This is a genomic window from Gemmiger formicilis (genome assembly GCF_900167555.1).
Taxonomy (GTDB): Bacteria; Bacillota; Clostridia; order Oscillospirales; family Ruminococcaceae; genus Gemmiger; species Gemmiger formicilis.
In genome coordinates this window covers 16,051-35,917 of sequence record NZ_FUYF01000012.1, presented here as the reverse complement: position 1 = coordinate 35,917, position 19,867 = coordinate 16,051, and the positions used below count along the sequence as shown (strand labels likewise).

Genomic DNA, 19,867 nt, shown 5'->3' with positions numbered 1-19,867 from the left:
CTTATACCTCCAATTCCTTTGTCTTTTCCCGTGGCTGCGTTTGCTTGCTCTGCTCCTTTTTTGCGGCATCCAGCTGTGCCCGGATGGACGGCTTTTTCGGTTTTGCGGCGCGGGACTTCTTGGTTTTCGGTGCCTTTTCCTCGGCCTTGACTGCGGCGGCAAGGTCCGTCAGAGAAATTTGTTCCCCGGCTTTTGCTTTTGCCTCCAATTCGCCCAGAGAGGGCGCATTGTTCAACACACCATCAATCATATTTTCGTTTTGTTCGGTGGAAAGTTCTGCGGTGCGCAGCGGATTTTCCCGCAAAAATTCCGGCACCTGCTGGAAGCCCACACTGTCGCAGTAGTGGGCGGTATCCTGCCCATTCTGGTGCAGCACCACCACATCCGAAACAGACAGTGAGTGTCCCTTGAAATCTGCCGGATAGTCCACATTGAATGTGCGGTAGATGTCCTCCAACGTGGTGCCAGCAGTCAGCGGCGCGGCGTATACTTCCGTATAGTTGGCCTTGTCCACGGTCAAACCGGCAGTCTGCAGGCGGTCGTAGGGCTCAAAATGATAATCACGGGTGGAATCCTCATTGCGCAGCTGGTAGATGGAAAAGCTGTCCTGCTGCGGTGCTTCAAAGCCTGCCGCTGCGTATTCCTCTACGGTCATTCCGGCTGCAGCCGCTTCCTGCGCGATCTCGGCCTGCACCTGTGCCTTGTAATTCTGCAAGCTCTGGTCAAAGTCAGCCAGCTTGGGCGGTTCCGGCAAGTTGTACTGGCCTTGGTTGAGCAGTGGGCGGCAGTCCTGCACATAGGTCACAACAGCGTTGTAATAGGCAGCCTGTTCCGGCGAAATGTTCTGTCCCTCCCGCAAAGCGGCGGTGGCTGCCTGCTCCATGGCCGAAAGATTGCAATGTTGTTTGAGGTACGGGATAAACTCGGTCAGCACCATTTCCCGCTCTGCCTTGTCTTGTTCCCACGCTTCCGGGCCTTTGTTGTGTAGAACAAAATTTTTCCAGTTCTCGTCCTTGGCGTAGTATTCGTGGTAGTTCTGGATATGCTGAACCAAAGAACCCTCTCCGTCACCAAAATCCTGCCGTCCCTCGTAGTTGTCGGGCTGGCCGTTCAGGGTAAAATCAATACGGAATGCGGTCTTGTCGTACCAGCCGCCCGTGTAGCCGTCCTTTTCCCTGTCCGTGTGCTGGGCGGTGTCCAGTTCTTCAAAGACGCGGTTTGCCACAGACAGCGGCATGATTTCGCCGTCCTGCAGCTTGTCGCTTTCACTCCACAAAATCGTAACCGTGGGCTCTGCGGTGGGGTCTGGAATTTTAATGGGTGCGGGAATTTCGTTGGCCTTTTCGGCGGCCTCTTGGAATGCCGCTAGCTTATCGCCCAACAGGACTTCTGACACCGCGGCTGTCTGCCCCAACAGATTAAGCGCTTCCTGCCCGGCATCCGGCAGGGTCAGACCGGGCGCGTCCAGCTGGCCTCCGTCCAAAGTCTTGTTATCCGGGCCGTACAGGGTGTAGTCATAGCCGGAATCGCAGGTCTGGATGAACAGGGTGTTGCCACTGTCCAGCACAAATGCAGTCTCCTGTGCAGCAGAAAGATTCGCTTCCCGTTGCTGGCGCAGTTCTGCCAGATGTTCGTCCAGCGCAGAGATCAGCTCATGGGCCGCACTACGAATAATTTCCAGAGAGGCTTTTAGTTCGGCCAGTTCCCGACCCGAACTCCACCCGGCCACATAGCCAAAGGAATACTCGGACGTGTCCAGCCCGTAGTGCTGGCAGACGGCATAGGCCACACTTTCGGCCTGCACCTCGCGGGTGCGGCTGTCCGGGCAGTTGGTCTGTTCCGGGTCGTTGGGGTCGATGGCGTGCAACTTAGCATGGGCAATCTCATGGATGGCTGTCTTGATGGTTTGCAGCTGGCTCATGCCCTCTTGGATGGCAATGCGGTTGTCGAGCAGATGAAAATAGCCGTGCGCCCCGCCCTCGATGTCCTCAAACCCGATGGGCACCGGGGATGCCTGCTCCAATGCCTTGAAAAAATCTTGGTAGTCCTGCACGCTGCCGGACAGTTCATCCACTGCGATAGATGGCAGCGGTTCGCCCTCGGTCTGGCTGACATCGAACACGGACACCACCTTGAAGGCCGGAATCTGCACCGTCTTTTCTTCCGTCAGCGGCTTTCCGTCCTTGCCCAGAATCGGCTTGCCCTGTTCGTCCAGCTTTTCCATCTTCTGCTTGACCTTGTAAGGCGCAGGAGCAAGGATTTTAATGCCCTTTTCGCCCTTTTTTACGGTGCGGTGGAATGTGCCTTTCCACTTGTTGAAGCCTGCCACCAGCTGCCCGCCCTGCATGGCGATCAGCAAGGTGTTATTGAAGCTGTAATTGTGGAATTTTGCCATCGTGGTGAGGTAGGCTTTATAGCGGTCACTGTCGAATAATTCTTGAATCCCTGTTTCCAGCCGGTCCGTTATCTCTTTCATCCGCTCTGCACTGTCCTTGCCGTTCAGGATGATGGGGAGAACTTTTTGCCGTTGCGGTCCACTCTGGATGGGCGGCGGGATGTTGACCGCATCCCGCAGGATTTCCGGCGCAGGAAAGGACAGCACCCGGTATTCTTCTGGTACAGGCTGGCCCTCGTGTACTTTCTGCCACTCGTCCCCGCTTTTGACAAGGTAGCCGTACTGGGTGAACACGCCCTGCTCCTGCTGGGCCACATAGCGGCCAAACTGCGCCGTGTCGATGCCGCCTTTCCATTCCTCCGGCATATCCACCATGCCGGAGCGGTTCAAGTAGTAGTCGCCCAGCTGGGCAGGCCCGTGTATCTCCGGCAGATGCACATAATAGTCCACGTTTTCGGGAAAGTCGGTGATTTTCCCAATGCTGGAAAGCTCACTCTGCGGGGCTTGCAGGGCGGCGTTCAGCTCTGCGCGTTCCCCGGCAGAGAGTGTTTCCAGCCGTGCCGCCAGAAAGTTCAATTCATCCACACTGGATGCCAGCACCATGTTGTAAGGAATCGCAAAACGCTTTTCTTCCTCGGCAAAGTAGCCGGAAACAAAAAGGCCCTGCGGATTATCAGACGAAATGCCGATTTGCCGCAGGGCTGCTTGTACCTGTTCGGTTGTGGTGGGCAGGTCCAGCCAGACGCCATCCCTGCCTTGCTGCTGCCGATTTTGCAGCTGGATGGAAAACAATTCGCTCATTCGGTCACACTCCTTTTTTGCTATCCTACGGATAGAGAGAGCCGGTTATGGCAAAATGAATGCTTCACCTTACCATAACCGGCCCTCGTATTTTTCCTTACTCTTTACGCTCTACCCGGTAATTGACGTACTTGCCTCCCGTATCTTCCAGAAGCACCGTTGCATCATAAGTTTTGCCTGTTTTCTCGGAGTAGAGGCCCTTGACTTTTGCCTTGCCGTTTTTGAGCAGAGCGGCGGCAATCTTCGGGGTGAACACCTTTTTCCGCTGCTCAAAGAAGCGGTCATTCTTCCACATCACGAACTGACAGCCACGGTTCCCGCAGTAGAAGTTCTTTTTACCCTCATAGACATTTTCTCCGCACCGGGGACACTTGCCGATGATGAGCCGTTCTGACTGGAACAGGTTTTGCTTGTCTGCGCTGATGCAGGAATAGGTCTTGACCAGCTGGCGCACCTGCGCCTCGATTTCGGCCATGAACTCGTCCGGGTCTGCGCTGCCCTTGGCGATCTCGGTCAGGCGATTTTCCCATTCGGCAGTCAGGGTGGGAGAGGTCAGGCTTTCCGGCAGAACGACCGCCAGATTGATGCCATCCTTGGTGGGGACAAGCTGCTTGCCCTTGCGCTGCACAAAGCCCACTTGCACCAGTTTTTCCAGAATTGCGGCGCGGGTGGCGGGTGTACCCAGTCCTTTGCGTTCCGCATGGCCCAGACCACCCTCTCTTGCTCCTGCGAAGCAATTCACCTTGTCCTCCGGTATATCTTCGGCCCCGGCCCGCTCCATTGTTGATAGGAGCGTATCTTCGGTGTAGGCTTTCGGCGGGGACGTGAAGTGTTCCGATACGGTAGAAGTTACGCGGAAACTCTGCCCCTCGGCCAGTTCCGGCAGGGTGTTCAGGCTTTCCACTTCTTCTTCGCCGTCTGCTTTCATGGTGGAGCGGAACCGTTGGTCGATCTCTTTCCAGCCGGGGACAAGCACGGTCTTTCCCTTGGCGGTGAACTCATTTCCTGCACTGGAAAATACCGCAGTCACGGTTTCGTACTCATGGGGCGCGGCTATCGCGCAGAGCAGTTTGGAGCAGACAAGGTTCATCAGCTTGCATTCACTCTCGGCAAGACCAGTGAAACCCTGCTTTACAAATTCGGACGTGGGGATGATGGCGTGGTGGTCCGACACCTTTTTGCTGTTCAGCACCCGGCCCACATTCGGGGCAAGTGCAAGCCCTTGAGCAAAGGGCAGCAGCCCCAGTAGGTCAGACACAAGATGTTGTACCGTTTGGCCCATGTCCTCGGTCAGATATTGGCTGTCCGTGCGGGGATAGGTCAGCAGTTTCTTTTCGTAAAGCTGCTGGGCATAGTCAAGGGTCTGCTTTGCCGTGAAGCCGAACAGGCGGTTTGCCTCCCGCTGCAAGGTAGTCAGGTCATAAAGTTTGGGCGGCTGTTCCGCCTTTTTCTCTCGCCGAATGGACGTGCAGACTGCATTTGCACCTGTGCATTTTTCTTTGAGAGAATTTGCGGTTTCTGCATCCGCAATGCGTCCGCTGTCCGCTTTCAGGCTGCCGGACTGGATACCGACCGTATAATACTTTTCTTTCTGGAAGCGCAGAATTTTTGCATCCCGGTCCACCAGTATTTTCAGTGTCGGGGTCTGCACCCGGCCCACCGTCAGGGTTTTGTGATACAGCACCGAAAACAGCCGCGTTGCATTGATGCCCACCAGCCAATCCGCCTTTGCGCGGCAGAGGGCCGACTGGTATAGCGCGTCGTAGTCCGAATCCGGGCGCAGGTTTGCAAAGCCCTCCCGGATGGCGGCATCCTCCATGCTGGAAATCCAGAGCCGCTTCACAGGTTTTGTGCAACCGGCTATTTGGTAGACGAAACGGAAAATCAGTTCTCCCTCCCGGCCTGCATCGGTCGCGGCGGTCACACTGTCCACATCCGGGTGGTTGAGCAGAGAGCGCACAATTTCAAACTGCTGTTTCTTTTCGTCCGGCACGATGAACTTCCACGGCTGGGGCAGGATGGGCAAATCTTCATACTTCCACTTGCAGTATTTTTCATCGTACTGGCCCGCCTCGGCAAAGGACACCAGATGCCCGATGCACCAGCTGACCAGATACCCGCCGCCCTGCCAATAGCCGTTTTGCTTTTCAGTGGCCCCGATCACGGCGGCGATGCTGCGGGCTACACTGGGCTTTTCGGCAATTACCAGCTGAAAGCTCATGTTTCGTCCTCCTGTCCGTCCTCTGAATGAATTTCGATTTCAGCCGGTTCCTCGTCTGCATCTTCGTCCTCGCCAAAATCGTATTCGTCCAGATCATCGTGCCCGGTGGTATCGGCCTTGGGCTTGCGGAACTTGAAATAATAGAGTGCCGCGCCACCGCCAGCCAAAGCCAGCACCAGCAGGATCATCAGACTGCCCATGTTGGACTTGGGCTTTTCCTGCGGCGTTTCGGTGTCGGTTTTCACCGCTTCCGGGGCCGTGCAGTTGCGCAGGCTCTTTTCACACAAGGGGCAGTTTTCATTGACATCCCCGACATCACACTTCACGGTGCAGGTGCAGACTTCGGTTTCCTGCGGTTCTTCATCCAGCAGAGCCAGCAAGTCGGCATCATCCACTTGGTTCAGGAAGTGGACAGAGGTTTCTTTGTCCTCGTTGGCGCGGTCAATCAGGATGTAAAAATAATTCCCGGCCTTGGTGGTCACGGTGATAAGCTGCTTGTCGCCGTAAAAATCATCCACCAGTGTTGCGTTGCCTTTGGGCGTGATGGACACGCCCTCCGGCTCCATGCCGCCCGTAGTGGGTTCTTCTTCGATAATCTCCGGCAGAGGTTCCGGGGCAGGGTCAGAGCCGCTTGCAAAAGCGGGCATGGAAAAGGAGCAGAGGCAGAGCAGGATAGCCAGCAGCCCAGCTGCAAAACGGCGGTTCCAATCAGGTTTCATCAGCGGCATCCTCCTGTTTGTGGTACGGTGTGGCGGTGGGTGCAGCATTCAGCGCACCGCTGCGCAGGAAGGCCGCAAACTCGTCCGGTGTCATATTCATGCTGCGCACCAGCTGAATGATTTGAAGATTTTCCTGCTCAGTCTTTGCAGCTTCCAGTTCTTTCAACTGCTGCTGGTATTCGGAGATTTTTTCTTTGAGCCGTTCAATATCGCGCTCAATGCGGGAAAGTCTTTTTGCCATACAAAATCCTTTCTGGCGTCACGGTAAACGCCCATAGCTGTAAAAATGTTCCTGCCAATATTTTGAGTTGAGGTTTGTGTAAGAGATAGGGTCGCCGCAGTGCAGCATGATGGAATTGCCCACATAGATGCCGCAATGGCTCACGCCGGGGGTATCGTAGGTTCCCTTGAAAAACACAAGGTCGCCCGGTTTGACCTGCGCCGTCGAAACAGGAGTACAGAGGTTGTAAAGGCCCTGTGCGGTCTGGCGGCCCACGTTCCAGCCGGAGTGATTCAGAACCCACGAAATGTAGCCGCTGCAATCAAAGCTGGTGCTGGGCGAACTGCCGCCCCACACATACGGATAGCCGATGTACTTCGTGGCTTCCTCCATCATGGCGGCGAACTTATCATCCTTTAACGCTTCCGGGGGAATATCGTAGTAGGTGGGCTGCTTGATGGTGGACGCATTGGGGTATTGCGCTTTGCCAAACAAATCCGGCCGGTTGCCCAGCGTGCGCATATAGAGCGAATAGGCACTAAGCTGTTCCTCGGTCAGCACTTCCACGGGCAGATGGGATAAATCCTTGTTCTTCAGTTTGACGGTGCAGATGTAGTATTCATACGGTTCTTGGTAGGTGATAACTTGCGGCACACCATACGGGCCAATAATAACCATCATTTTTGTACGGTAACGTATCTGCATGGTCACGGTCTCGGTCAGGATGTACTGCTTTTCAAAGAGCATTTCAAGTTCGCCCTGCACCTCGGCCAATGTAAAAACGCCATCATGGAGCGCGGACAAAATCGAGATCAGCACATAGGGGTCATGCTCGATTTCGTCCAGATAAAAATGGTATTCATCGTAGTTGTGGGTGGCCTCGTAGGTGTCGAGATACCGTTGCAGTTTTTGTTCCAGCTTGGCGTAGGCTTTTTCGGCACCCAGCATATCCTTGTCCTTGGAAAAATAAGAGGATGCCGTCACGCCGGTTCCAGCGGTGCCCGCCATCACGGTGCAGGACTGCAAACCCGTTATCAACAGCAGGGCCAGCAGACCGAACACCGCCACGATCAGAATGGTTTTCCAGTTCCGGGCCGCAAATTCGGCTACCCGTTCGCCGCCCTCGGCTGCCAGCTTTGTTACCCGGAAACCGTTCTCTGCGGTGGCGGCTGCACCCTGCGCGGCGGCTTGGCCGGCCTGCCGTGCAGCTTTGGCATACTGCTGTTTGATACGCCGTTTCTGCCACATCCGGGAAATGGGGTTGCTGGCCGCCTGTGCAATTTGCGGATTGTCCCGCAAGGATTTCTGGTAAAAGTATTCTGCATTGGCAGACATGAGCTGACGCTCTGCCTTTTCCACGGCCTTGTAGGGTTTCATCTTGTGGTGCCGGATGCCGCTGCGGATGGCCTTGGCGGTCTGATGCTCCACCAGTTCTTCACCCTTGTGGCCACCCTCCACACCCACATTTTCGTGTTCGACTTCATGGATTTTTCCGTGAGCGAACAGCAACGCTTCTGATAGCGGGCGGCTGGCCGGGTTTGGTTTCAGACCGGGCGGACCTTTGTCCTGCTTCTCAAAACGCAAGGTGAATTTTGCCTTGCCGCTGGCGGCATCGTAGACTTTTTCTTTGACCGGGACACGCTTTTTCGGCAGAGCGGCGCGGGCCGCATCCAGCTTGTCGGCTTTTGCTTCCGCTTTGTGGATATACGGCTGTAATTCCGGGTCTGCCCGTTCTTCCTCGGTCAATTCCAGACGGGCAGCGGAACCGTGCAGACCATCTTCACTTTCAGCGGTGGCTGCGGTTTCTGCCGCCTTTTTCGCTTTCTTTTTATTTTTATGCCCGCCCTTGATGTCCTCGGCCCGTTCTAAGATTTTTTCAGCCTTGCCCTCGGCATCCGTGGAGTAGTCCTGTTCCGCCTCCCGACTGGAAACATTCTCTACAGTGGCGTCCGCTTGATTTTCTACCACCAGACCGTCACGGGTCATGGTCTGGGTGACTTTGGCTTTTGCCTGCAATTCTTTCAAGGTTCTTCACCTCCCATCGGACAGCGGCCCGTTTCAATGTCCGCAATGTATTTGAGAATCGGGAACACCTGCGGCGGCGAAACCGCATTGCCCAGCGTTTTCATCCGCTTGCTGCAGTTCGGCACATCTTCGGTCAGGCGCGGGATGTCGGCGGGTTCTTCGGCCCAAAGGGAATGTCCGTCCATTTGCGCGGGAAACCCATCAGCCACTCTACCCAGTCCGGGTTGAGGTAGGGCTTTTCCAGCGTGGTAGGTGTCATGCGGTAGACCACATGGGAAAGCCGCGCCGTCCACGCCTTGCCATCCTTGTTCATCTTGCGGTAACTGCCGTTCGCAGAGATTTGGATGTCCAACCCCTTGCCCACATCCCCGGTGTCGCTGGCAAGGGGTGTGGGAAGCAGCGGAGCCGATGATGAATACCCGTTTCCGTTCGTGCCACGCGCCAACGGCAGCAGCAGGTAATACGAAAACCCGAACATCGTAACCTGCCTGCTCCAAGTCAATGAGCGTTTTGTCGAGCCCCATACGGAGGAAGCCAGCAACATTTTCTCCAAGCACCCAACGGGGCTGCAATTCCCGGATGACCCGCAGCATTTCGGGCCACAGGTAGCGTTCATCGTGGAAGCCGCGCTGCCGCCCTGCGGTGGAGAACGGCTGGCACGGGAAGCCACCTGAAATGAGGGTGACGGTGCGAAGTCCTGTTTTTTCAAAGAAAGCCTCCTTTGTTACAGTGGTGATGTCCTGAAAACGGGGCACTTCCGGCCAGTGGCTTGCCAGCACAGCGGCGGGAAATGCCGCCCACTCGCATTGACAGACAGAGGTAAACCCCGCTGCTTCCGCGGCAAGGTCGATGCCGCCGATGCCGGAAAACAAGCTGAAATGTGTTAAGCTCATAGCTCCACCACCTCGCTGAGCCGGGTGGTCATGATCTTATAGAGCTGTGTGTTTTTCGGGATGGGGTTGGAAAACGGAAGCACCACGTTTTCAAAAATCAGCAGTCCTTCGCCCGGTTCCGAATTGTCGATGTACTTCTGCTGGTCTGCGGAGAGGTTCAGCCGTTCCGAAAGGATTTTGCGGTCGCCGGATGCCTGATTCAGCAGCGTGATGAAGTCGCTGTTTTCCAGAATGTTCTCAATCTCCGGGGAAGAAAGAAGGTCCTTCACATTTTGGGTGGCACCTGTGGGCACGCCGCCCCATTTGCGGAAGCGCTTCCAAATCTCGGCACTGTACGCGGCGGTCTGTTCCTCTTTCAGCAAAAGGTGGAACTCGTCTGCAAAATACCATGTGGCCCGGCCTTGGCTGCGGTTCTGGGTGACGCGGCCCCATATCTGGTCTTGGATAATGAGCATCCCCAATTTTTTTAACTGTTTTCCTAACTCTTTGATGTCAAAGGCCACAAGCCGGTTGTGGATGTCCACATTCGTTTTGTGGTTAAACACGTTCAGCGAGCCGGACACATACAGGTCCAATGCCTGCGCTACCCGGTCCGCTTCCGGCAAGTGTTGGTCGAGCAGGGCTTGGTGCAAATCGGAGAGGATGGGAATATTCTCCGGGCAGGGGCTCGCCAGATAGGGGCGGTAGATGGCTTTCACGGCACGGTCTATCACGGTGCGCTCAATCGCTTCCAGACCTGTTTTACCGCCCATGACCAGCTCACAGAACGACAGCACAAAATCCGATTTCAGGGCAAGCGGACTATCATCCTCGGAGTAGTTGAGGTTGATGTCCAGAGGATTCACATAGTCCTTGCTGGTGGGCGAAAGTTTGATGACCTGCCCATGCAGCCGCTTGACCAGCGGGTAATACTCGGCCTCTGGGTCTGAAATAAAAATATCGTCAGCAGTCGTTAAAAACACACTGACGATTTCGGACTTGCAGCTCATGGATTTGCCGCTGCCGGGCGTGCCCAGCTTCAAGCCGTTGGGACACCGGGCCTGCTTGCGGTCCAGCATGATCATGTTGTGGGATTTTGCGTTGATGCCGTAGTACATGGCCGCGCCGCTCTGGAAAAGCTCCTGCGTGACAAAGGGCACAAACACCGCCACGTTGGAGGTGGTAAGGCTGCGCTGAATCCTTATCTGGTTGATGCCCAGCGGCAGACTGGACACAAGGCCCTGCTCCTGCTGGTAGTCCAGCCGGATAAGGGAGCAGTTGTACTTTTGGGCTACACCTGCGGCTTGGAACACATCGTTGCCCAGTTTTTGCTTGGTGTCGGCCACATTCAGCACTAAAAAAGTCAGCATGAAAAGCCGTTCGTTCCGGGTCTGCAATTTGTTCAGCAGCTTTTTGGCATCCTCGCCGTAGGTGGCAAGGTCGCTGGGGAGGATGTCCATGTCGTACCCAGAACGGACAGCCTTTTTCTGCTCCTGAATCTTCATGGCATCAAGGTCTGTTATCTTCCGCTTGATGGTTTTGATGGCCTCGGTCTGGTCAATGGCCTGCACATGGAGATTGACGAGAATGCCGCTTTCCGTTTTGAGAAAGTCGGCCAGCATTTCGTCCGAAAGTTCCGGCGCAAGGATTTGTAAAAAGCTCACCGCTCCATATTTTCCGCCCAGCCCAAAGGTCTTGGCCGTGCCGAAGCAGAGGGAGGACGGTGCCACAAAGTCCTTGGTGGAGAGGCCGGAGGGTGCCAGCCAGTCCCAGTCAAAACGGAACGGTTCGCCGTCCGGGTGGAAGATGCCGTGCAGAACCTCCAAACGCTCCTGTCCGTCCATGACGTGCGCCACGCAGCCCATGGTCTTGAAATAGCCCAGCAGGTCAAGACCAATGCGGGTCAGCCGCGCCCGTGCGGTTTTTAGATTGTCTGCCTCGATGGTGAAGGTCAGGTACTTGGTTTTGACAATGCCGTTGTTTCCGCTGGCAAGCTGCTTTTGCAGGATGGCGGTGTACTCGGCGCGGATGTCGTCAAAATCATCCCCCTGCGGTGCGATCTCAAAACTTTTTGCGTACTGCACCGGGTCAACCTTGCGATTGAGAAACGAAAGCTGCACATGGATGGAGGCATCCACATAGTTGTACAGGTCGCACAGGTGTTCAAAGATGGCGGTCCTCGTTTCCGGCTGGGCCAGCTGATAGCTGATGTCCTCAAAGGCAATGCACTTGGAGAACGTGCGTCGGTCAATGCGGCACACACCGTCCGGGTAGATGGCCTCATACGGGATGGTGGCCTGTGCCGTGCGGGGCTTGCCGTCACCCTTGTACTTGCGGAGAACGGCATCAATTTCTTTTTTCTGGGCGCGGGTGAGCTTTTTGGGCTTTTCGGTTTCGCGGGGTATCGTTTTTCTGGACAATGGCCTTTACCTCCTGTTCCATTTGGTATTGCCGCACAAGGGCGGCGTAAGCATTGTTGGTCTGATAGGGCCTTTCCTTGGGACGAATAAAGCAGCACTGAATCATTTGCTGAATCACCACTTCAAGGGGCTGGCCGTGCCGCTCAAACAGAGCGAACAGCAGCCCCGGCAACATGGCAAAAATCATCAGCAGGGCCGCCGCGCTGTTGGAAAGATAGTCCCGGGTCAAAAAATAAAGCGGCCCGCCCGTGAGGAGCGCGCCGCCGAAGCAGACCAGCTGCCGCTTGGTCAGCCCGAATAAGACTTTGGATTTTACATGGGTCAAATCTTTGGGAACGGTCACATACGCCATACGTTTTTCCTTTCTCGGCCTTAGTGGGCACCAAACACCGACTTGCTGATGCTGCCGGTCTTGAACAGACAGAAACAGAGTAGCACGGTGTAGCCCATGCAGCCCCAGATGGCCCCGGCAATGTCCGCTGCACCTGAAATGTTGCGTATCAGCACCGCATAGATGCCCACGACAATCATAATCAGGAACGCTTGGAAGCCTAACGCCAAAAGCGATTTCAAATAGTTCTGCCCGGTGCTGCGCCACTCGCTGCTGCCCATGGTCGCCAGCGGGATAGGCGCCAGTGCGGTCACAACGTAAATCTCAATCATGCGGCCGTAGGTCACAAGGAAGATGCAGATGGACAGGATGTTCATGGTCAGGCCCACTACAAGGGTCTGGAACCATAGGCTGAGCAGACTGCCGATGGTCATGCTTTCCAGTTGAAATTCCAGTCCGGGTATCAGGCGGTCAAAGTGGATGGATGTTTCGCCGATGATCACGCCGGAGCTTTGGTTGACAACGCTCTGGGTGGCATCGAACACACCCATAACGATATTCCATGTGTTGCTGACAATGAGGATGGCAAAGGCAGACTTGAAAATCCAGCGGAAGAACATAGAGGTGTCGAAGTCGTGCATATTGTTCTTTTCGGTAATCATCTGGATAAGTTCATGGCACATCACAAGGGCAAGGATGGCCGCTGCAATGGGCAGCACTACCGTTTCGGAAAGACTACGCAGCATATTGAAAATGCCGCTGTTCCACGCCTGCGGGGTAGAGCCGACATCCGAAGCGATTTCGCCCACCTTGGCGTTCACGTTATCGAACAGGCCGGAGAGGTTGCCCGTGATGCCATCTATCAAAATGCCCTTTATCCATTTCTCGATGATCTCACTAATCAAGAAAAGATACCTCCTTTCCCGCGCCCTCCCATGTGAGAGGGAGAGCGCGGAGTAGGATTTTAAGTGTTAGTTGTTCGGAAAATTGTGGGCAGCGATGCAGGACTTAGCCCAGCAGCCCGGACAGCAGCGGGACAAGGGTCACGCCGATCAGGGCAACGCCGCCGCCCGCGACCAGCTGTTTTATCCCCAATTAGGTGTAAAACTCTGCTCGATGGCGGGCGGCGGCGTACAAAAAATCTATATGGTGTTTTTAAGAGAACCGTCCCGGCGGGACAGGTCAGGCAGTGACCTGTTCCACCTCCGGGATGGGTTTGAGATTAAAATGAATTTCGATAGAAATGTGTCTTGTTTTATCTTCGTCAATGCGTTCATGCACGACGATTTCTTTGATTAAGCGGTTAAGGGTGGCTGCGTCCAGCTCTGTGATGTTGGCATATTCCTGAATGGCTTCCACCCATTGTTTTGCGTCATTGGCAAGCTGGACTTCATCAGACAGCCGCTTTCTGCCCTCGGACACTTTTGCTTTAAGCTCCGTCTGCTCGGTCTGTGTCTTTTCCAGCATGGTGTTGAAATTCTGCTCACTGATACGCCCTGCAATCATATCCTCATAAAGCCGCATGACCATTTTGTCCAGAACCTCAATCCGTTCCTCGTCCCTTGTAAGGGAGCGTTCCATTGCTTCCCGCTGTTCCCGCTGCTCTGCTTCACAGGTATTGGTCAGGCGGTCGGCAACCGCTTCCCCGTCCATCAGGGCAGCTCTGGCACATTCCCGGATTTTCCGCAGCACATGGCTGTAAAGGGTGTCATAGTCAATCCGGTGCTGGGTGCAGTGGTTCTTTCCAAAGGCGTTGTAGGTCTTGCAGGAATAAATCCGCTGGGGATGTTTTGCGTTTGTGTAGCGTACCGTCAGCGACTTCCCACACTCGCCGCATTTTAACAATCCGGCAAACAGGCTGATTTCATCGGTCTGCCCCGGACGCTGGCGGGATTTCAGCTTGTTCTGCACAATGTCAAAGCTCATGCGGTCAATCAGCGGTTCATGCTGTCCCTCCACCACAATCCAGTCCTCCGGCTTCTTTTCCCCAATTGTGCCGATTTTGAAACGGTAGTCTTTTTTCTGGGAAGCAATCGCACCGGTGTAGACGGGATTCATCAAAAGGTCTTTGATAACGGAGAAGTCCCACATATACCGCCCGTTTTCCGGGTCTTTCTTTTCCCATTTGGTTCGGGTGTTGCGAAGCCCCCGTTCCCGGTTCCACCATGTGGGGCAGGGGATTTTTTCTTCCTCCAGCCGTCTGCGGATATAGTTCGGACCATGACCGTTCAGGGCATATCCGAAAATCAGCCGCACAATCGGGGCGGTTTCCTCGTCAATGAGCAGATGGTTTTTGTCCTCCGGGTCTTTCCGATACCCAAACGGGGCAAGACACCCGGTAAACTGTCCTTTCTGCGCTTTCAGAAGATAAGAGGAATGGACTTTCTTGGAAATATCCTTGCTGTACATCTCATTCAGGATATTCTTGAACGGGGCGATGTCGTTGTTATCCCGCAGGGTGTCGATACCGTCATTCATGGCAATATAGCGGACACCGTTTCTTGGGAAAAAGTCCTCAATCAAATGCCCGGTTTGCAGATAGTTACGCCCCAGTCGGCTGAGGTCTTTCGTGATGACAAGGTTGATTTGCCTGCGCTCAATGGCTCTCAACATTCTCTGTAAATCAGGACGCTCCATATTAAGACCTGTGAAGCCATCGTCCTGATAGACTGCCACAACCTCCCATCCCTGCTTTTCGCAGTATTTTTCCAGCATATCACGCTGGTTTGCGATACTGGCACTTTCGCCTTGCAGGTCATCGTCCTTTGACAGCCTGCAATAGACCGCCGCACGATAGCCCCCGGCAAGTGCTGAACCGATTGTTCTGTATTCCATTTCGTTCATCATAGCCATTTACCCACACAATCCAGACGGTATCTGGCTCTGTTGAACCTCATCTTCATTATACTTCAAATCTTTCTTTTTAGCAAGATATTCTTTTGTATTTGTTTTGCCGTATTTCTGGGAAATCAGGCTGACGAACACATCGGTGGCGTCCAGTTCCCCGTCAAATACGGTTGTCACTTCAATCTTGGTCTTATTTTTCGCCATAGGCAGTTATCCTCCATACATGAAAATAGCCAGACAGAGAACGGTCGGCAACGAAGTCCGGCAACGGGCTTCAAAAGACCTTGCAAACAATCTCAATCTGGCGTTGATTACTATTTATACTTTTCTTTTATTTTTCTGTTGTTTTGGTTGTCAGAGAGGGAAAAAGCCCGGAAATAAGGGATTTTCCCCGGCAACCGGCTCGGCAACGGGATAGCAACGAAGTCGGCAACGGGCTGTCATTTTCAGAATGGAAGCTCCATCTGCTCTGTGACCTCCACAAAACCGTCCATAGATTTTTCGGGCGGGTTGTCGGTGTCCGTTGCCGGGATTTCACGCTCCCAGCCCTTTTGTCTGCCGTATTCCGCAAACATCCTCGGATTGGAAAAGTAGTTCCACCCGGTAATGCACTGGTTCATAATCTCGTTGATTTCCCGGATTTCCCATTGCTTCGGCTCATCAAAGGTGTGGTTTAAGGCTTCCTTGTAGAGCTGCTTGGAGCAGACCGTTTCCCCGGTGTACTTATCAAGGTAAGCCTGTATCATCCCGGCTTTGGTGTCCTCCGGCATAAAATCCCGCTGGTGTTCTTTGAGATACCGCTGCATGGCTGGGCTGAATGACAGCTTGAACATGCCGCTTCGGTAAATCTCCATTGCTTCCGCCCACATCTGGCTGATATAGGCTCTGGAAGCGGCTTCGTCCTCCAAAATGTGAACCTCGGCTTGCTCCGGGTACACCATGACCGGGATAAATCGGCGGTTGCCGGAACGGTCAAGGGGGAGAAAGTCAAGGGCGTTGGAAGTGCCGCCGAACACGCATTGACGGGGGCGGTCTGCCGGGTGAGTTTCATAGGGAATTTTGTAAACCTCTTTCTGGCGGCTTAGAAAGGACTTGATTTCCTCAATGCTCTTGGCATTGGCGGTTGCCATCATTTCCGACATTTCAATTATCCAGTGACCTTGCAGCTTGCGGTACACATTGTCATCGTCCAGCTTCCGCAAATCATCGGAGAACCACTCGTCCCGGACTGCCAGCAGACGGAAGAAAGTGGACTTGCCAGCCCCCTGACCGCCGACCAGACAGAGCATGATTTCAAACTTGCCCCCCGGCTGAAAGGCTCGTGAGATTGCACCCAGCAGGAACAGCTTCAACGCTTCATAGGTGTAATCGTCTGCGTCAGCCCCCAGAAAGTGCCGCAGACAGAAACGGATTCGTTCTGTACCGTCCCACACAAGGGCACTTAAATAGTCCCGGATGGGGTGGTACTTGTTTTCATTCGCCACAATCCCGATGGCGTTATCAATCTTTTTCTCATTGGTAAGCCCGTAGGTTTCTTCCAGATAGAGAAGCAGATACTTCATGTCCGTATCGTTCAGGGCGGTGCTTTCCCTGTGGAAGCCGATGGGCTTTATGATGTCCTTGCGGTCGGTCAGGATGTTGTATGCGATAGCCCCGGAAAGCAGCGGGTCACGCTGGAATACGGTCAAGCAGTTCCGGATGCTCTGACGGACGCCGCCTTTCTCGGTGGTTTCCAGCCCCGCCTTGATTTCCTCAATGCTCTGGGGCGGCTGCATGGCGTTCATGGTGTTTTTTAGTTCTTGCTGCGTCTGCGGCTGCAAGCTCTGCCATTCGCTGTTCAAGCTGTATCACATCCTTTCCGTAGTCCGTAATCAAAGCCGCTTTTTCCTCCGTTTCCCCAAACAGAAGCACATCCAGCAGATATTCCACATGGGCTTGCTTCTGTAAGGCTTCCACAAACCGGGGATGAAAGGCTTCCTCCGGGGAGTGCGGGGCATAGTCCGTTCTCCATGCCATTAGCAAATGGAGATAGTCGGCAAGGATACGGAAGCAGCGGTTCTTTGCTTCCTGAAACTGTTCCTCCGGGGATTTCTGCCGAGGCTTGGGCTTTTTTGCCTTTCCCGGCGGCTTCCAGTCCTCATAGGAAAGCCCGAAGTCATTTGCCAGTTGTGTGGCGGCTTCTTTCTTTCCCAGCCCATACAGGGCGGCGGCAAAATCAATCACATCCCCATCCGCACCGCAGCCGAAGCAGTGGTAACGCCGATCCAGCTTCATGCTTGGGGTTTTATCGTGATGGAACGGGCAGCAAGCCATCCCGTTCCGACCTACATGGATTCCATAATGCTCCGCAGCCTGTCTTGTTGTGACGGACTGCTTCACAGCTTCAAATACATTCAAATCTATCCCTCCTTGAAAATAAGAAAAGCACCTGACATTCTCTGCTTGAAAATGGCAAGTGCCTGTTAAAGTTCCATATCCTGTTGTCTGTGTTTCGTCTGCGTCGGGGCGGTTCTTTGTGCTTTTTTCTCGTCTGCCTTATCCTGCAAGACTTCCTTGATAGGCTGCTTCCTGGGCGGCTCTTTGCTTTCCTCTGTGCCGGGTGTGGCTTTCCGTACCCAGTAGCGGATGTCCCGCAGCTTCTTCAAATCCTCCTGTACCTCGGTCAGCGGTATTTTCAGCTCTGCGATTTCGCTAAGAAGCGTTTCCTGCTCCTGTTGCAGCTCATTTTTCGTTTTATCCTTATCGTCCGGGTGCTTGGCAAGATAGGCGGCGGCTTTCGCATATCGGGCAACCTCCGGGTGTTCCTGTTTGAATTTCTCCTTTGTTTTCTTAAAAAATATCTTCTGGTACTTCTCATAGACAGCCTTACATTCCTTGCAGTCTGTCCGGCTGGCAAGAATCCCGTCAATCACTTTGCTCCGGGCTTCCTTTGGCTTCATCTGATTGCGGTAATCTGCGGCTGATTTCCCGGAAGATTCCAGAAACGCTTCTAAGTCCTCCACAGTGGAAAGCCCCTTTTGCCGGAGATAGGACAGGGCTTCGCTGACTGCCTTTAAGTCCTGTGAAGTTCCCCGGTTCTGTCCAGCCCTTGTCCAGTCCTTCCGTTCTTCCTTTCGTATCTCCATATACTTCATCAGCAGATTGGGAAGAAGTGTCGCTTCCTCCGCCGCCTTTTGTGCAAGCAGCTCCTTCCGTTTTTCTCCCAGCTCGGTAATCCAGCCTTTGAGGTTTTGGATAAGCTGCCGGATGGACTTCATCAGGCGGTTGGCGGCTCTGATTTCCCGGTTCAGGTTGCCGATATTCGTCTGGATACCTCGCTTTTCCATCTGCCGGACAGCAGCCCCCTCATGGACAGTAGGGATAATATCAAACCCCTGTCTGGCATAGGAACGCAAGTCCACACGCTCCGGGCGGTCATTGGCTTCCAGATAGCGGTTCTGGATGACCTCCCATTCATGCCGCCAGATTTCACAATACTTCTGGTCGTTCCAGTCCACCGTATCCTCCTTGTGGCTTTTCCACCTGCCGGATGGCAGCTTTATCCGTTCCCCATTCTCGTCAAGGTCATAAACCTTGCGGCTCTTGGGAAGCCATTTCCCATGTTCGTCCATTGCCCGCATAGTGAGCAGGACATGGGCGTGGGGATTATGTCCCGGCGGATAGGGGTCGTGGATGGCAAAGTCAACAATCATGCCTTTGGAAACAAACTGCTGTTCACAAAACTCCCGGACAAGGACAGCGTACTGGTCGGGCGGTATCTCTCTGGGGATGGTAAGCACCCACCGCCTTGCAAGCTGGGAATTCCATTGCTTCTCCACCGCTTCGGCGGCGTTCCATAAAGTATTGCGGTCTGCATACGACCGTGGGGCATTTGCCGGAAGCAAGATTTCATTGTGGACGATACCACGCTTTTCCGGGTAGTGCTTCACTTCCTGATCGTATCCACAGAACAGCTTTTCGCCGCTCTGGTAGGCAGCGGCGGCAACCGCAGACTGCTGTTGGCTTCGCTGCACAATCGAGATTTCGTTGTGTGGACAGGGCATTTCGTGTCCCTCCTTTCGGTAATTGGTGGATGGGGTGGCGTTTTACCACCTCATTTGGGGCAGAAAAAAAGCAGGAGACCTTTTCAGATTTCCTGCTCGGTGGTGCCGCCGGTGGGCGGCTGGTATTCAGTTTTGAAAGTTCGGGTCAGGGTGGCCCGATGATGAAATAAAATATCTGCATGAAGATTATTCAACTTCTTTTAGTAATTCTTCAACAGAAATACCGTAAAGTTTTGCAAGTGCAAAAAGATTTGATGTGGAAGGGTCGGATGTTCCATTTTCCCATTTTGAAACAGCCTGCCTGCTAACACCAATCGTTTCAGCAACAAATTCCTGCGTCATTTTGCACTGTGTTCTGTGTACTTTGAGTGCTTCACCCAACGATTTCCTCACTACGGATTTTTCCTGCCGTACATCTTTTGAATGGATATATTTGAGTAATGCACGAACAATAAGGGTAAGCAAACCAACAAAGATACATAAGAAAATTATTCCAACGATTATCATAAATACGGTTACTTTCATTTGACCACCTCCTAATGTTGCTGTTGGCTTCATTTCTCTGTACGGATATATTTAAGCAATGCACGAATAACAAGGATAAGCAAGCCGACAAAGATACATGAGAAAACTATTCCGACTACAATTATAATGATGTTTACTAACATTTGGATGACCTCCTTTCTTTGTTGGCTTTATTCTATCTGAATTACCGTGTTGCTACCACCAACTATCAAGCAATTATCAGTTGCATATCGGTTGCACAATGATAGCGTTCTGTTTTTTGACCTTATTATACTAAATTACCGTAGATAAGGATAGCTCGACTGATAAAACTTGCTGGACGGGAACAGCTTGCAGCGCAAGGTGTTTCCGGGCGGCAAGTCCACAAAAGGGTAGCTGGCGACAGCCAGCGCAGGGGAAGCGTAGCGTCCCCTGTTTGATTTGGAGCAGACCATGACTGCGGAAAATC

General features: G+C 53.6%; 15 protein-coding genes and 1 pseudogene. All 16 read right to left on the bottom strand.

All coding sequences use genetic code 11. From position 1 onward, the window contains the following. Nucleotide 1: 1 nt before the first annotated feature. The 16 genes and pseudogenes from B5D32_RS10205 to B5D32_RS10125 all read right to left on the bottom strand — a co-directional run bounded on the left by B5D32_RS10205 (nucleotide 2) and on the right by B5D32_RS10125 (nucleotide 19,419). A complete protein-coding gene (locus B5D32_RS10205; protein WP_078784930.1) occupies nucleotides 2–3,196 on the bottom strand; it encodes a YodL domain-containing protein in 3,195 nt (1,064 codons plus the stop codon). A gap of 97 nt (nucleotides 3,197–3,293) precedes the next feature. Then, entirely contained in the window at nucleotides 3,294–5,417 is a 2,124-nt protein-coding gene (locus B5D32_RS10200) for a DNA topoisomerase 3 (protein ID WP_078784929.1), read from the bottom strand. Continuing rightward, nucleotides 5,414–6,136: a DUF4366 domain-containing protein gene (locus B5D32_RS10195; RefSeq protein ID WP_078784928.1), complete on the bottom strand. Its 723-nt coding sequence runs from the start codon at nucleotides 6,134–6,136 to the stop codon at nucleotides 5,414–5,416. The genes B5D32_RS10200 and B5D32_RS10195 overlap by 4 nt, the downstream gene beginning before the upstream one ends. Beyond that, a complete protein-coding gene (locus B5D32_RS10190) occupies nucleotides 6,126–6,377 on the bottom strand; it encodes a DUF4315 family protein (RefSeq protein ID WP_078784927.1) in 252 nt (83 codons plus the stop codon). The genes B5D32_RS10195 and B5D32_RS10190 overlap by 11 nt, the downstream gene beginning before the upstream one ends. 18 nt (nucleotides 6,378–6,395) lie before the next feature. Continuing rightward, nucleotides 6,396–8,381, bottom strand: a complete 1,986-nt coding sequence (locus B5D32_RS10185; RefSeq protein WP_078784926.1) for a C40 family peptidase — start codon at nucleotides 8,379–8,381, stop codon at nucleotides 6,396–6,398. Next, nucleotides 8,378–9,274, bottom strand: coding sequence for a DNA cytosine methyltransferase (locus B5D32_RS10180; protein ID WP_078784925.1), 897 nt, complete (start codon nucleotides 9,272–9,274; stop codon nucleotides 8,378–8,380). The genes B5D32_RS10185 and B5D32_RS10180 overlap by 4 nt, the downstream gene beginning before the upstream one ends. Beyond that, on the bottom strand, nucleotides 9,271–11,673 hold the full coding sequence (locus B5D32_RS10175; protein ID WP_078784924.1) for a VirB4-like conjugal transfer ATPase, CD1110 family: 2,403 nt from the start codon (nucleotides 11,671–11,673) through the stop codon (nucleotides 9,271–9,273). Before B5D32_RS10175 ends, B5D32_RS10180 begins: the two co-directional genes overlap by 4 nt. Then, nucleotides 11,600–12,025 carry a PrgI family protein gene (locus tag B5D32_RS10170; protein WP_078784923.1) on the bottom strand — a complete coding sequence of 142 codons (426 nt, stop codon included), beginning with the start codon at nucleotides 12,023–12,025 and terminating at the stop codon, nucleotides 11,600–11,602. The genes B5D32_RS10175 and B5D32_RS10170 overlap by 74 nt, the downstream gene beginning before the upstream one ends. A 20-nt stretch (nucleotides 12,026–12,045) precedes the next feature. Further along, nucleotides 12,046–12,909, bottom strand: a complete 864-nt coding sequence (locus B5D32_RS10165; protein WP_078784922.1) for a VirB6/TrbL-like conjugal transfer protein, CD1112 family — start codon at nucleotides 12,907–12,909, stop codon at nucleotides 12,046–12,048. Nucleotides 12,910–13,012: 103 nt separating this feature from the next. Continuing rightward, nucleotides 13,013–13,096 (bottom strand): annotated as a pseudogene (locus B5D32_RS10160) (Maff2 family mobile element protein); the annotation flags it as partial. Nucleotides 13,097–13,186: 90 nt separating this feature from the next. After that, the gene (locus tag B5D32_RS10155; RefSeq protein ID WP_055262334.1) at nucleotides 13,187–14,857 is read right to left on the bottom strand and encodes a recombinase family protein; all 1,671 of its coding nucleotides are present in this window, start codon (nucleotides 14,855–14,857) and stop codon (nucleotides 13,187–13,189) included. Then, the gene (locus B5D32_RS10150; RefSeq protein ID WP_002595176.1) at nucleotides 14,858–15,055 is read right to left on the bottom strand and encodes a hypothetical protein; all 198 of its coding nucleotides are present in this window, start codon (nucleotides 15,053–15,055) and stop codon (nucleotides 14,858–14,860) included. Nucleotides 15,056–15,297: 242 nt separating this feature from the next. Continuing rightward, entirely contained in the window at nucleotides 15,298–16,635 is a 1,338-nt protein-coding gene (locus B5D32_RS10140; RefSeq protein WP_078784921.1) for a virulence-associated E family protein, read from the bottom strand. Next, nucleotides 16,604–17,248, bottom strand: coding sequence for a CHC2 zinc finger domain-containing protein (locus B5D32_RS10135; RefSeq protein ID WP_078784920.1), 645 nt, complete (start codon nucleotides 17,246–17,248; stop codon nucleotides 16,604–16,606). Before B5D32_RS10135 ends, B5D32_RS10140 begins: the two co-directional genes overlap by 32 nt. Before the next feature lie 65 nt (nucleotides 17,249–17,313). Continuing rightward, nucleotides 17,314–18,894, bottom strand: a complete 1,581-nt coding sequence (mobQ, locus tag B5D32_RS10130; RefSeq protein WP_078784919.1) for a MobQ family relaxase — start codon at nucleotides 18,892–18,894, stop codon at nucleotides 17,314–17,316. A 186-nt stretch (nucleotides 18,895–19,080) separates the two neighbouring features. Continuing rightward, nucleotides 19,081–19,419 carry a helix-turn-helix domain-containing protein gene (locus B5D32_RS10125; RefSeq protein ID WP_003509323.1) on the bottom strand — a complete coding sequence of 113 codons (339 nt, stop codon included), beginning with the start codon at nucleotides 19,417–19,419 and terminating at the stop codon, nucleotides 19,081–19,083. Nucleotides 19,420–19,867: the final 448 nt, after the last annotated feature.

Excerpts from the sequence above, each read along its gene's own strand:
- B5D32_RS10205 (WP_078784930.1), bottom strand. The coding sequence starts at position 3,196 with ATGAGCGAATTGTTTTCCATCCAGCTGCAAAATCGGCAGCAGCAAGGC.
- B5D32_RS10200 (WP_078784929.1), bottom strand. The coding sequence starts at position 5,417 with ATGAGCTTTCAGCTGGTAATTGCCGAAAAGCCCAGTGTAGCCCGCAGC.
- B5D32_RS10195 (WP_078784928.1), bottom strand. The coding sequence starts at position 6,136 with ATGAAACCTGATTGGAACCGCCGTTTTGCAGCTGGGCTGCTGGCTATC.
- B5D32_RS10190 (WP_078784927.1), bottom strand. The coding sequence starts at position 6,377 with ATGGCAAAAAGACTTTCCCGCATTGAGCGCGATATTGAACGGCTCAAA.
- B5D32_RS10180 (WP_078784925.1), bottom strand. The coding sequence starts at position 9,274 with ATGAGCTTAACACATTTCAGCTTGTTTTCCGGCATCGGCGGCATCGAC.
- B5D32_RS10170 (WP_078784923.1), bottom strand. The coding sequence starts at position 12,025 with ATGGCGTATGTGACCGTTCCCAAAGATTTGACCCATGTAAAATCCAAA.
- B5D32_RS10155 (WP_055262334.1), bottom strand. The coding sequence starts at position 14,857 with ATGGCTATGATGAACGAAATGGAATACAGAACAATCGGTTCAGCACTT.
- B5D32_RS10150 (WP_002595176.1), bottom strand. The coding sequence starts at position 15,055 with ATGGCGAAAAATAAGACCAAGATTGAAGTGACAACCGTATTTGACGGG.
- B5D32_RS10140 (WP_078784921.1), bottom strand. The coding sequence starts at position 16,635 with ATGAACGCCATGCAGCCGCCCCAGAGCATTGAGGAAATCAAGGCGGGG.
- mobQ (WP_078784919.1), bottom strand. The coding sequence starts at position 18,894 with ATGCCCTGTCCACACAACGAAATCTCGATTGTGCAGCGAAGCCAACAG.
- B5D32_RS10125 (WP_003509323.1), bottom strand. The coding sequence starts at position 19,419 with ATGAAAGTAACCGTATTTATGATAATCGTTGGAATAATTTTCTTATGT.